Genomic DNA, 13035 nt, shown 5'->3' with positions numbered 1-13035 from the left:
CTGCGCTACCTGCGGGCCTTTTTTCTTTTGCGCGGTCGTCACCTGGCCGTCACGGATCAGCGAGTGTAGGCTTCACCAGAACTGCGGGTCGGCGAAGGCCTCGACGCATGAACAGGCTCCGGCGACTGACAGCATCGGCTCGGACGACAGCGACTGAGCCAGCCACCCTTCAGGGTATTGCAGCTTGAATGGGGCTTGTGCGAATGCCTCGGTAATCTGTCGGAACCCGACCTGCGCATAGTAGCCGGGGTCGCCGTAGGTTAAGACCAGATCGACCCCCTCTTGTGCAAGCCAGGCCAAACCCTGCGCAATAAGGCGTTGGCCGATACCCTGGCCCTGATGATCGGTCGAGACGGCAACTGGTCCGAGGACAAAAACGGTTCTGTGGTCGTCCTGATATCGCAATCGCGAAAAGACGATACACCCCAAAATGTCCGAGCCTTCGTCAGCAGTGAACACAAACAGATCCGACGCGGGCGTCTCAATCATTAACCTCAAAGCCAACGCCCCGATCAACGCGCCCTCGTCAACACCTTCCGATGCGGCGAATACCGATCTGAACAGATCACTTATTGCCTCCGTTCTGGAGCTGAATTCAGTTGAAAACCGCATTGGTCCTCATTGGTTTTGGCGTCGGCGGGGCCCAGTCAATGCCCCCCGCTCAGCACCAGCTCGTTCACGGGCATCAAGATCAGACGCAGGCGCAATCCTGCGGCATGGACCACACCGATGGTATCGATGACGTGAAGCAATGCGCCTTGCCAGAACCCATGCTCTTCATGTTCCAGCTTTTCGTGGTTGTCTGTATAGACATTCGCAAGACAGTTGCTGCCCGGCGGAATGTTATCTGCCATGCCTTTATAAAGTGGTTCCAGGTACACCAGGATCGAACCCGGGTTGGTGTTGGTCTGCACATCTCGCAGCTCGTCCGAGGGGCGGATTTGCCCGGATGGGATGACATCCTGAACCTGCACGACCACTACCGGTATGACGGTGAAAGGTTTTGTCATACAACCCAGCTCTCCGATCATGCCGGGTTTGATGACTTGCGCCGACAGCTGATTGAATGCCGCCTGAAACCGGTCATGCCCCGAATTGGACGGCACCAGAATACCCGCAGGGCGCAGCACAGGGCTGACGTAATCACCGACCTGAAGGCCGAACTGTTCGACGCGTCCGGTGACTCCGGCGCTGATGACGGTTTTGTCCAACTCGGTCAGAGCCGAGTCGAGCTGCGCATTGGCGCTGGCCAATTGGGCCGGGATCAACTCTTCGATCTGCTGAACGACAGCGGCCCGGTTCGATTGGGCGGCAACCAGTTGTGCCTCGCGTTCAGCCACAAGATTTTCCAGCCGGTCAATCTCGGCCAGCCGCACCGCGCTTGATCCCTCATCCCGCAGGGTGGTGTTGCGGTCGAGGTCCTCCAACGCCTGATCCAATGCGGCCTTGGCTCCGGCAATCCCGGCCTCGGATTCAGCCAGATCCGTTTGCGCCACTTTCAGCGAGGCCTGAACCTGCGCAATTTGCGCATGCGCGGCTTCGACCTGAGCCCTCTGGGTGAAATCCTCGATCCGGAAAATCGGCTGTCCGGCTGTCACCAGCTGATTGTTGGTCACATATACTTCGGACACCCGCCCACCCAATTGCGGCAGAATCGTCACCGTGCGGAAGAACGATGCTGCGGCGGAACTGGAGGGGTGGAAATAGAACAGGGTCGTGATCACGGTCAGCGCCAGGATCGCGCAGGTCGTAAGGCCCCACCGCAACTCGTACCACATTGTGAACAGGGTAATCTCGTGACCGATCCTTTTGCCCTGCACAAATCGGCGGAACAGATAATCCGGCAGCACCGTTACAAGGGCGCACATCAGTGTTTCCAGCATGTTTCAGTGCCCCTGCGCTTTTGGTTCATTCAACTCTGCGACCGCGGATTCGGCCCTGCCAGCCGGGTCCGCGCGATCCCCCGGAGCAAGCGATCGGATCGCATCCGCGATCGACCGCAACGGGGCCGCAAAATCAGGGAACTGGAAACCGGCAACCAGAACGGCGGCAATCCAGAAAATTCCATTATGGGTGAACAGCGCGAGCAGGGCCAGAATTCCAACCAGTTGAAACTGCGGGTGGTTGGTTTCATGCGCCATTTTCTCGGGGATCGAATGCAACGTAAAATATGCCACGCCAAGTAATACAATCACGCCAACGGTAAAGATTATCATGAATGTAAGAAGAAAATCGCTGCCATCCGCCTGGGTCACATATGACGGAATATGGCCGGTGGCCATGGGGTGAATATCTACGGCGTCCACATCTGTCTCCAAATCCTCTGATGTTGCACTAAAAGCAGGCTGAAGGCGGCCAATCAAGTTCCTTTGATACCATCATGCGTCTTTCCGACGCCTCTGGGGCGTGCGATGGTCTGGCTATGTGCGACACCCGCCGAAATTCAGATACCCCAAGCAACTCTCCCTTCCGAGGTCTTTTTGATGATTGATTTTCTTGTGATAGGAGGTGGTATCGCCGGACTGAGTGCTGGCGCATACTTGTCCAGTCATGGCTCAGTCACGGTATTAGAGGCCGAAACGGCCTTAGGCTATCACACGTCAGGCCGATCCGCTGCGCTGTTTGAAAAAGGCTATGGCCCGCCTTCTGTGATGGCCCTGAACGCAGCGAGTGCTGCATTTTTCGAAGAGGGAGATTACCTGTCCTCTCGTGGATTGATGTTGTTGGCAGACAAGGACCAAAGCGACCTGTTTCACCGCGACGTCGCGGATATGGGTTTACAGCAGATATCCATATCCGACGCCCAGCGTCAGATTCCAATCCTGAACCCCAACACTGTGTGTTTAGCAGCCCTCAGCGAAAACGCATTCGATATCGACACAGATCGCGTTTTACAGAATTTCGCCCGAACCATTCGTGCCAATTCAGGTCAAATTCTGTGCAATCAGCGCGTTCACACGATTGGCAAAACGGACCATTGGACCATCAGCGCCAGCCAAACGTTCGAGGCCCGCCAAGTTGTAAATGCGGCCGGAGCCTGGGCCGACGAGGTCGCGCGGCTTTCAGGCATTGAGCCGATTGGAATTACACCATGCCGCCGTTCCATCGCCCGCATTCCCGCACCCGGAGGGCACGACCTGCGCAAATGGCCCGTGATGCTGGGTGCTGGCGAAAGCTGGTATGCCAAACCCGATGCCGGAAAACTGCTGGTCTCTCCGGCCGACGCGGATCCGGTTCCGCCCCATGACGCTTTTGCGGATGATTTTGTGCTGGCAGAAGGGATAGCCAGGTACGAAGCCATGGTCACCGAGCCCGTCACAAGGGTCGAAACCAACTGGGCGGGGTTACGCAGCTTTGTTCAGGACGGAACACTGGTTCTGGGACCGGACCCATTAGATCCGTCGTTCATCTGGGCCGCCGGGCAAGGCGGGTACGGATTCCAGACGGCACCCGCTGCAGGGCAGTTGCTGTCCGATCTTGTAACCGGTGCATCCCCTCAATTGGACGCCGCCGCAACGGTCTCTCTCAGTGCCGAGCGGTTTCGCACATGACCTCTCACAAGCTCCCGAAAACGGCTGGCGGTGCTGTGCACGGTGATGGCCATAAACTGATTGCACCTGCGGCCAGCCGGAATTCCGATGCCCTGAGCGCTTTGCTGGAACGGATCGCCCCCGCCACCGGTCGCGCTTTGGAGCTTGCCAGCGGAACAGGCCAGCATGTCGCGGAATTCGCACGACGCTTGCCCGATTTTCACTGGCAACCCAGCGAAATCGATCCCGAACGACGCTCGAGTATTGATGCATACACACGCAACTTGAAAAATGTGGAATGCGCTGCAAACCTGAATGCCACGTCCCCAGGGTGGCATGACTCATTCGCCGGACAAGACCTGGTTGTTCTGATCAATCTCCTGCATCTGATCCCTTGGCAAGACGTGCAGACACTGGTGCGCCAAGCCGCTCTGACGCTGAATGCTTCGGGCCGCCTCGTCTTGTACGGCCCATTCAAACGGTCCGGCCGTCTGACCAGCGATGGCGATCTGCGGTTCCATGACGCCTTGGTACAACAGGACCCCGAGATCGGTTACAAGGACGATCAAGACATCCTGAAATTGCTGAGGCAGTGTCAGCTGGATCTGGTCGAATTGACAAAAATGCCCGCCAACAATCTGGCCTTCGTCGCCCAGAAGCCGCCGATCTGATCAAGATCAAGGCTTCAGCCCACGTCCTCCATCATATTCTAACTGCAATATGTGTTAGAGGTCACAAACATGAACTGGCAAGACAAACTGTCAAGCACACGTAAAGGATTACGAAATCTGAATTCCGCCATCCCGGATACTGCCCGTGCTTTTGGCACATTGGGCAAAACCGTCAAGCAAGATGGGACGTTGGATTACAAAACCAAAGAGTTCATCGCTTTGGGCATGGCAATCGCAATTCGGTGCGAGCCTTGTATTACGCTTCACGCCGAAGCGCTGGTCAAAGCCGGTGCGACCCGGGACGAGGTTGCAGATGTGCTGGCTGTTGCCGTCCAGATGGGCGGAGGCCCATCCATGATGTACGCGGCCAAGGCCATGGAGTGTTTCGACGAGCTCTCTGCCGGATCAGCTTAAGGTCGCAAAAGCCTGCTCGCGCAGGCTTGCCTCCGGCGGAGGTATTTTTGAACAGAAGAAGAAATGGTTTCTTAACTTCTCCGTGCCAAGAACACCTTTGCGGTACAGGCGGAGGCGCCGATGGCCGTAACAGGAGAAGGCCCCCCTTGCCAAAAGCAGGGGGGCTGGATCTTGCCACCAGCCCCCGCTTCTTCTGTTCGTAAATACCTCCGCCGGAGGCATGTGTCGCCGCAGGCGACGCATTCACATGCGCCGCCTCAGTCTTTTTCCTTGTCAGCCGTCCTTGCGGATGGTTTCGTTCTTTGGGTCGTAGGGGCTGTCGCAGGTCACGACCGCATCCCACAGCTTGTCCTGAATCTTGACCTTCAGCTTGGTGCCTTCAACTGCAAGTTCGGGCGTCACATAACCCATGCCGATGGATTTTTCGAACGCCACTGAGTAGCCGCCCGAGGTCAGACGACCCACGCGCTGACCTTCGGGCGTGTACAGCGCCTCGCGGCCCCACGGGTCGGCATCGTCCGGTCCGTCGATCAGCAGGGTGCAGCACTTAAAGCGCACGCCGGTCTCTTCCAGCTTGGCCTTGCCGTAGAAGTCTTTCGACAGGTCGACAAAACGAGGCAGGTCGGCCTCAAGCGGGGTCGCATCGCGACCCAGTTCAGTGCCGAAGGCGCGATAGGATTTCTCCTGACGCAGCCAGTTCTGGGCGCGCGCACCGACCAGCTTCATACCGTGCTTCTCACCAGCTTTTTCAAGCAGATCGAAAAGGTAGTTCTGCATCTCGATCGGGTGGTGCAGTTCCCAACCCAGCTCACCGGTATAGGCCACGCGGATCGCATTCACGGGGCACATACCCAATTCGATCTGACGGGTCGACAGCCACGGGAAGCGCTTGTTGGACAGCGCGGTGTCCGGATCGGCGTCTTTGATGACCTCTTTCAGAACGTCGCGCGACTTGGGTCCGGCGATGGCAAAGACGCCCCACTGAGTGGTCACGTCCTGGATCTCGATGTAACCGAACTCCTCCATCTTGTCCTCGGCCGCCTTACGCAGATAGTCGGCGTCGTACTCGGTCCAGGCACCGGCGGAGACGATGTAGTAGTTGTTCTCGCCGTTGCGGACGATGGTGTATTCGGTGCGGGTGGTACCGTGCGAAGTCAGCGCGTAGGTCAGGTTGATACGACCGATCTTGGGCAGCTTGTTGCAGGTGAACCAATCCAGAAACTGGGTCGCACCGGGGCCTTTGACGACATGCTTGGTAAAGGCCGACGCGTCGATCAGGCCAACGCCTTCGCGGATCGCTTTGGCTTCTTCGACGGCATATTGCCACCAGCCGCCACGGCGGAACGAGCGGGCGTCATGGTCGAAGTTTTCGGGTGCATCAACCGGGCCATAGTAGTTGGGACGTTCCCAACCGTTCACCCAGCCGAACTGAGCGCCGCGCGCTTTCTGGCGGTCATAGGCCGGAACAGTGCGCAGCGGGCGGCAGGCCGCGCGCTCTTCGTCGGGGTGGTGCAGGATGTAGACGTGCTCATAGCACTCTTCGTTCTTGCGCGCTGCAAACTCGGTGGTCATCCAGTTGGACGAATACCGCTTGGGGTCCAGCGAGGCCATGTCGATCTCGGCTTCGCCATCGACCATCATCTGTGCCAGATAGTAGCCGGTGCCGCCTGCAGCGGTGATCCCGAAGCTGAAGCCCTCGGCCAGCCACATGTTGCGCAGGCCCGGAGCGGGACCAACCAGCGGGTTGCCGTCGGGGGTATAGCAGATCGGGCCGTTGAAATCGTCCTTCAGGCCGGATTCGGCGCAGGACGGCACACGCTCGGCCATTGCCATGTACTGATCTGCGATCCGATCGATATCCAGCGGGAACAGGTCAGCGCGGAAGCTGTCCGGAACGCCATGTTCGAAACGTGCAGGCGCACCGTGTTCATAGATGCCCAAAATCCAGCCACCGCGTTCTTCGCGCGCATAGGATTCATTGTCGGCGTCACGCACAACCGGATGCTCGGGGTTACCGGCTTCACGCCATTTGACCAACTCGGGGTCTTTGTCCATGACGATGAACGTGTGCTCAACCGGGATCGCGGGCATCTTGATGCCCAGCATCTTGGCGGTGCGCTGTGCGTGGTTGCCCGATGCGGTCACGACGTGTTCCGCGGTGATTACCACCTGCTCGTCAGAAGGAACAAGGTTGCCGCCCTGCTCGATCATCTTGGTGCAGGTGACTTCCCAATGCGTGCCGTTCCAGTGGAAAGCATCGGCCTGCATCTTTCGAACGATGTCGACGCCGCGTTGACGGGCACCCTTGGCCATCGCTTGGGTCACGTCGGCAGGGTTAATATAGCCATCTTCGGTGTGATAGATCGCGCCCTTCAGGTCGCCGGTTTCGATCAGCGGCCAGCGTTCCTTGATCTGCTCAGGCGTCAGCCATTCGTAGGCCACATCGCAGGTCTCGGCGGTCGAGGCATAGAGCATGTATTCGTCCATACGCTCTTGCGTCTGCGCCATGCGCAGATTGCCGACGACGGCGAAGCCTGCGTTCAGGCCAGTCTCAGCCTCAAGCTGCTTGTAGAAATCAACCGAGTACTTGTGGATATGGGTCGTCGCATAGGACATGTTGAACAGCGGCAGCAGACCAGCTGCGTGCCAGGTGGACCCGGAGGTCAGCTCATCGCGTTCGATCAGCATCACATCGTCCCAGCCTGCCTTGGCCAGGTGATAGGCAATCGAGGTGCCGACGGCGCCACCGCCAACGACCAGTGCTTTGACTTGGGTTTTCATAGCCGGGTGTCTCCGCTTGAATTCAGTTGACACCATATGGCGTATTTGAGACGCCCGGCGCGACATTCATCCGACCTGTGATAAGAAAAAAACGACCCGCAGGTTACTGCGGATCATGGTTTCGCAGGCCGCAGCCCTAATTCCCGCCCACGGAACAGCGCTTGATGCTGCCTACCTGTGCGCAGGGCTTGATCCCGCCCCCTTTGTGAACCCGCACCTCGCGCGGTGCCGGGGCTTCTTGTACCGGAGCCTTTTGCGCGGTCTCAACCGTTCCGGAACCAACGGCAGGCAGCTTGGCCATCAAGCGCCCCAAAAGTCCACGCCCCTTGGATTTCGGTTCAGCGCTGGCCTGACGTTGATCGGATGTCAGCAACAGCTCTTGCGCCCGCCCGTACCCGATCTGCATAACCTGCTGGTTTTCAAATACCTTGCCACCGGTTACGTCCATCAGCCCGTCACTATTGAACCCCGAGGCCGTCAGTGTGTTGACCATCAATGCCGTCATATCCATGTTCTGAATTTTTTCAGCCGATACCTTGTCCTGCATCCGCTGCATCTGACCGTAAAGATCATCCATCTTGCTTGCCATTTCCGGCTGCTGATCGTCGGGTACGAAAATACCCGCCCCAACAACAGGTGACGGATAGGCCAGCAACTCATTCAGGCCCGCGTAGTCGATTCGCTCGAGTATATCCCGGATCGCGGCGTCATCAGCCCGGGTCTGCAGTCGGATTACGACCTCTTCGTCAAATCCGATACGACCTTCTATGCTGCGATATTCCTTGTTCGAATTCTGTATTGCTGCGTTTTCCAGAACCTCAACGAAACCGACACCGTCGATCACCGCGAAGCCTTGCTTGACAGACATCGCATTCAGAAAAGCCGCCTGCCGCCCCAACGCCAAGTTCGCAAGCGAGTTCCGCGCGGATTTTGGCTTCAGCGAGATGTCGAGCCAAAAGGTCTGGCCTTCATTGGAATAGACGGCACCTGTTTCCGCCAGCTTACGAACCAAACCCTCGCGCCCCGAACTGCGCAGGGCCGCAAGTTCCTGCGGGGTGGAAATTGAGCTGATCAAAGGCGTGGGCGCAAACTGGGTCAGGACCGTTGTCACAGGCGCAGTCTGTTCGTCCGATAGCTCATGTCTTACCCAGCTTTCAGTTGCCGTGGGCAAAAACGACTTCGTCCACGCTTTCCAGCGGTCCTTACGAACACTTTCCGCCTGTTTGGCCACGCGTTCTGTCTGATACACGTTGAAGCGATCGTTGACCGTGTCGAGATAGCCGCTCAGCGACAAGAGACCTTCGTGCTTTTTGTCTTGCTGATAGTAGTCAAGACCGATCACGACACTTATTGCGATCAGCAGAAATCCAACAAAACGTACGGCGTCCATCTCTTGCCCCAAAGAGTCTCAATCTGCTTTGGCGCTGATACTGATTGCGGATTGGGGCGCGGGAGTGACCGCAACAAGGAGACTGGTGGGTATTCCAACATCCAATCCGCTATAATATCTTACCCGGATTCATGATGTTATCCGGATCGATGACCGATTTGATCGCAGCCATGTAATGAGTGGCCTGTCCGAGTTCCTTCACCAGATAGGGGCGTTTGCCCTGTCCGATCCCGTGCTCGCCGGTACAGGTTCCCTCCATCGAAATCGCCAGCTCGTTCAACCACCCGACAAAATCATCGGCATTGGCCACTTCTTCGGCGTCTTCCATGTCTATCAACAGCAGAGTGTGAAAGTTGCCATCCCCCACATGCCCGACCATCGGCGCCATCAGACCCATCGCTTCGGCCTTTTCCTGAGTTGCAGTGACGCATTCCGCCAACCGCGAGATCGGGACGCAGACATCCGTTGATATCCCGCGCGCGCCCGGTCGCAGTTGCAGACTGGCCCAATACATATCGTGCCGCGCCTGCCAAAGCTTGTTCCGCTCTTCAGTGGTCGAGGTCGCCGCAAAATCGCCACCTCCGAATTCTTCCGCGATCTGGCCAAACGTCTCGGCCTGTTCCGCAGCACCGCTGTCAGAGCCGTGGAATTCCAGCAGCAACAAAGGTGTCTCAGGCAAGCTCAGACCGGAATAGGCGTTTGCCGCTTTGACTGACATTTCGTCCAGCAGCTCAATCCGGGCCACGGGAATACCGTACTGGATCGTTGTCATCACAGCGCGACAGGCCGCGTCGACGGTCGGGAATGAACACCGGGCCGACGTGATCGCCTCGGGGATGCCCTGAAGGCGCAGGGTAATCTCGGTGATGATCCCCAGCGTCCCCTCGGACCCGACCAGCAGACGCGTCAGGTCATACCCCGCCGATGACTTCTTGGCGCGGTGCCCTGTGCGAATGATCTGGCCGTCAGGCATCACCGCTTCGAGGCTGAGGATGTTATCCTTCATCGTGCCATATCGCACCGCATTCGTTCCCGAAGCCCGCGTTGCCGCCATCCCGCCCAGCGAAGCATCGGCACCCGGATCGATTGGAAAGAACAACCCTTGATCACGCAGATGGGCGTTCAACCGTGTGCGGGTCACACCTGGCTGCACAACGCAATCCAGATCATCCGCATGCACGGCCAGAACCTGATCCATCTGCGCCAAATCGACGGAAATCCCGCCTGCAGGAGCATTTACATGGCCCTCAAGCGAGGTTCCGGTGCCAAACGGGATAACCGGAACCTTGTGCGCGGCGCAGGTCTTTACGATATCGGCGACCTCTGCGGTGCTTTTGGGGAACACAACAGCGTCAGGGCTTTGATTCTCGATCCAGGTCGTCGTGTGACCATGCTGTTCGCGGATCGCCGCGCCGGTTTGCAGACGGTCACCAAAACGTTGCTTAAGAATACCCAAAACAGTATCGATCCCGGCCTCGTTCCGGGGCAAAGCCGTTGCTTTCACCATTTGTCTTCCTCCTTTACCGCAGCGGGCTGCGGATCACAGCATCGCGGGCACAACCTGATCCGGCGGCCTGTGACCATCTTCAAATGTCTTGATATTGATGATCACCTTTTCGCCCATCTCGATCCGGCCCTCCAACGTGGCCGATCCCATATGCGGCAGCAGCACAACATTCGGCAACTGCCTGAGACGCGGATTCACGTCCGTACCGTGCTCATAGACATCCAGACCCGCGCCCGCGATCTCTCCTCCGCGGATCATACGGGTCAGGGCGTTTTCATCGATCACCTCGCCGCGAGATGTATTCACAATCACCGCCGAAGGCTTCATCAGCTTCAACCGCCGCGCGTTCATCAGATGAAAGGTCGAAGGCGTCGAGGGGCAATGGACCGATATCACATCCATCCGCGCCACCATCTGATCGAGGCTTTCCCAATAGGTTGCCTCAAGCTCCTGTTCGACCTCCGGACGCAAGCGACGGCGATTGTGGTAATGCACCTGCATGCCAAAGGCGCTGGCGCGACAGGCAACAGCCTGACCTATACGCCCCATGCCAAGAATCCCCAGACGTCGACCGCCTACGCGCCCGCCCAACAAAGCGGTCGGAGCCCACCCGGCCCAATCGCCCTTTTGCATCTGGCTCAGCCCCTCGGGGATGCGGCGGGTTACGGCCAGGATCAGTGCCATGGTCATATCGGCTGTGTCATCGGTCAGAACACCGGGCGTATTTGACACCAGGATGCCGCGCTGCCGGGCCGTGGCAACGTCGATATTGTCCACCCCGGCGCCGTAATTGGCAATCAGGCGCAGCCGCTCTCCGGCCTGCCCAAGAAGGCCGCCATCAATTGTGTCGGTGATGGTCGGAACCAGCACATCGGCGTCTTTCACAGCTGCCGTCAATTCCTCTCGGGACATTGGCATATCACTGTCGCGCAAACGCACGTCGAACAGTTCGCTCAACCGCGTTTCCACCGCCTCGGGCAACCGTCGCGTAACGACAACACTCAGACGTTCTTTCGGCACCTCAGCTCTCCTACTGCTTTGCAATCAGTCACGCGCCATGGCATCGTGGCGCAGGATCACACCGGGCACAAGAACCCGCCGAGCGCAGACTCGACCTTTTTTTGACATACGAACACTGAACGTAAGAGCAGGCAGGCAGTGAGTTCGATTTTTTTCGTAAAACGCCCGATTGTGGCGCTGGTGATTGTATTTTTGGTGGCGATCAGTGCGGTTACGGCCAGCGCACAGGAAAAACGCGGCCAAGTCACCAACCTGCCGCTGCCCCGTTATGTCTCGATGAAAGCAGCAGAAGGCAACGTACGGCGCGGTCCGTCTCTGACCCATCGAATCGACTGGGTCTTCAAGCGCCGGGGAATGCCATTGCAGATCACGGCAGAATACGGCAACTGGAGAAGGGTGCAGGATCACGATGGCGCCGGCGGCTGGGTTCACTATGCGCTGTTGTCCGGAGTACGCACGGTTTTGGTCGAATCCGACATGTTGCCTGTCTATGCAAATCCCGATCCGGCGTCTCAGGTCAATGCGCAATTCGAAACAGGCGTGGTCGCAAGACTGGGCACCTGCACGCTGGACTGGTGCCGCATCTCAGCAGGCGGCCATCGCGGATGGACCTTGAAGGCCAACCTATGGGGTGTCGACCCGTCTGAACTCCGCGAGTAAGACTTCAAGTCAACCGCAATCCGCGCACTGCGTTTGCCTGTCAAAACAGCCTGATCCGGCGGCATTCATAAGGTCACCACGTGCCGGGATCCTTCAAAAAACTATTTTCCGGCTGGCAAAGTTTTTTTGTCGAAAAGCTCTTGAACCCTGAAACCAACAGTCGTAGATAGCCGCTCACCGTTGGGGTGTAGCCAAGTGGTAAGGCAGCGGTTTTTGGTACCGTGTATCGTAGGTTCGAATCCTACCACCCCAGCCATCTTTCACTTTTGTATCGTCCAGCTTGAAACGCAACTTTTTTCAAATTCGGCGAATATAGCTTTCGGTTGTCATCTCAGTTGGCTCATTTTCAAGTTACCAAGAACTGCCTCGACACATGAGGTCTGATCGCTCTGGGTTCGGCATCCAGGGCTGAACGCTGCAGTTTCGCTGCGTCCAATTCTGTGCTCTCTACAGCCCACCAAGCAGCTTTTGGCGATGGCACGGGCGATGTTCACCGATCTGTGGGAGACGCGTGCCCTAGAGGCCAAGAGCACCAAGGAAACGCTGAACAAACAGCTCGAGTTTTTGGATGCCGAAGTGAAATCGCCGCTTGGACGTATCGTGCAAACATTTAGTCCGACGGTCATCAGCGCATATGAGACCCTTATCGAAGAACTGGAACATCAACGCCTGAAACTGGCAGACAGTTCGATTCCGCGCCTCCTTCTAAAAGACACCGGTCGGAATTTATTGATCCGACCCTCCAGCTTCTGACAAACTCGTGGAATCTTTGCAGGAAAGGCGGATTTGCAATGCAGCAAACAGTGCTACTGTTTGACCTTGGCAGAGCCCCTTCTCTATAGCCGGAATGATGGTTATCGAACCGCTAAAACCACCTTTCCATTCAAGGTGTTAGCGGAAATTTCAACCCCAAAAAGTGAGATGGTGGAGCCTAGGGGAAACGCCGCCGAACGCCTAACGCACTGATAGTAAACACTATTGTGGTGTGGTGGTTTGTACTGTGTCTCACCTTAGTGTCACACCCGAACATAGGCAACCAGTACGTTTGGGTTGATGTCTCGG

The 13035-nt window shown here is 57.4% G+C and carries 12 protein-coding genes and 1 tRNA gene; 6 read left to right on the top strand and 7 right to left on the bottom strand.

The annotated features are described in order from the left end of the window. Positions 1 to 72 precede the first annotated feature (72 nt). The 3 genes from ACR0K4_RS16570 to ACR0K4_RS16560 are packed head-to-tail and all read right to left on the bottom strand — an operon-like array spanning position 73 to position 2282. Positions 73 to 612, bottom strand: a complete 540-nt coding sequence (locus ACR0K4_RS16570) for a GNAT family N-acetyltransferase (RefSeq protein ID WP_480854855.1) — start codon at positions 610 to 612, stop codon at positions 73 to 75. Positions 613 to 647: 35 nt separating this feature from the next. After that, positions 648 to 1883: an HlyD family secretion protein gene (locus ACR0K4_RS16565; protein ID WP_480854854.1), complete on the bottom strand. Its 1236-nt coding sequence runs from the start codon at positions 1881 to 1883 to the stop codon at positions 648 to 650. A gap of 3 nt (positions 1884 to 1886) precedes the next feature. After that, entirely contained in the window at positions 1887 to 2282 is a 396-nt protein-coding gene (locus ACR0K4_RS16560) for a hypothetical protein (RefSeq protein ID WP_480521383.1), read from the bottom strand. Positions 2283 to 2483: 201 nt separating this feature from the next. Here ACR0K4_RS16560 and ACR0K4_RS16555 point away from each other — a divergent pair, with 201 nt between their 5' ends. The 3 genes from ACR0K4_RS16555 (at position 2484) to ACR0K4_RS16545 (ending at position 4615) form a co-directional block, all read left to right on the top strand. Next, positions 2484 to 3551 (top strand): NAD(P)/FAD-dependent oxidoreductase, encoded by a 1068-nt coding sequence (locus ACR0K4_RS16555; protein ID WP_480854853.1) that lies wholly within the window; start codon positions 2484 to 2486, stop codon positions 3549 to 3551. Next, complete coding sequence (locus tag ACR0K4_RS16550) at positions 3548 to 4201, top strand: DUF938 domain-containing protein (protein WP_480854852.1); 654 nt, start codon at positions 3548 to 3550, stop codon at positions 4199 to 4201. The genes ACR0K4_RS16555 and ACR0K4_RS16550 overlap by 4 nt, the downstream gene beginning before the upstream one ends. A gap of 69 nt (positions 4202 to 4270) precedes the next feature. Further along, the gene (locus ACR0K4_RS16545; RefSeq protein ID WP_480854851.1) at positions 4271 to 4615 is read left to right on the top strand and encodes a carboxymuconolactone decarboxylase family protein; all 345 of its coding nucleotides are present in this window, start codon (positions 4271 to 4273) and stop codon (positions 4613 to 4615) included. Positions 4616 to 4888: 273 nt separating this feature from the next. Here ACR0K4_RS16545 and ACR0K4_RS16540 read toward each other — a convergent pair whose 3' ends face one another. The 4 genes from ACR0K4_RS16540 to ACR0K4_RS16525 all read right to left on the bottom strand — a co-directional run bounded on the left by ACR0K4_RS16540 (position 4889) and on the right by ACR0K4_RS16525 (position 11313). Continuing rightward, positions 4889 to 7396 carry a GcvT family protein gene (locus tag ACR0K4_RS16540; RefSeq protein ID WP_480854850.1) on the bottom strand — a complete coding sequence of 836 codons (2508 nt, stop codon included), beginning with the start codon at positions 7394 to 7396 and terminating at the stop codon, positions 4889 to 4891. 136 nt (positions 7397 to 7532) lie between these two features. Continuing rightward, on the bottom strand, positions 7533 to 8786 hold the full coding sequence (locus ACR0K4_RS16535; RefSeq protein WP_480854849.1) for a hypothetical protein: 1254 nt from the start codon (positions 8784 to 8786) through the stop codon (positions 7533 to 7535). A 109-nt stretch (positions 8787 to 8895) separates the two neighbouring features. After that, a complete protein-coding gene (locus ACR0K4_RS16530; RefSeq protein WP_480854848.1) occupies positions 8896 to 10293 on the bottom strand; it encodes an FAD-binding oxidoreductase in 1398 nt (465 codons plus the stop codon). Positions 10294 to 10326: 33 nt separating this feature from the next. Next, positions 10327 to 11313: a 2-hydroxyacid dehydrogenase gene (locus ACR0K4_RS16525; RefSeq protein ID WP_480854847.1), complete on the bottom strand. Its 987-nt coding sequence runs from the start codon at positions 11311 to 11313 to the stop codon at positions 10327 to 10329. A 171-nt stretch (positions 11314 to 11484) separates the two neighbouring features. Between ACR0K4_RS16525 and ACR0K4_RS16520 the strand changes: the two genes are divergently transcribed. From ACR0K4_RS16520 to ACR0K4_RS16510, 3 genes are all read left to right on the top strand, one after another. Beyond that, positions 11485 to 11973 carry an SH3 domain-containing protein gene (locus ACR0K4_RS16520; protein WP_480521381.1) on the top strand — a complete coding sequence of 163 codons (489 nt, stop codon included), beginning with the start codon at positions 11485 to 11487 and terminating at the stop codon, positions 11971 to 11973. A gap of 181 nt (positions 11974 to 12154) precedes the next feature. Next, positions 12155 to 12229, top strand: a tRNA-Gln gene (locus ACR0K4_RS16515). A 218-nt stretch (positions 12230 to 12447) separates the two neighbouring features. Further along, positions 12448 to 12726 carry a hypothetical protein gene (locus ACR0K4_RS16510; RefSeq protein ID WP_480854846.1) on the top strand — a complete coding sequence of 93 codons (279 nt, stop codon included), beginning with the start codon at positions 12448 to 12450 and terminating at the stop codon, positions 12724 to 12726. Positions 12727 to 13035: the final 309 nt, after the last annotated feature.

It is taken from the genome of Ruegeria sp. K11, from assembly GCF_056531905.1.
The sequence above is the reverse complement of the archived record's forward strand: the minus strand, read 5'-3'. Positions and strand labels throughout refer to the sequence as shown.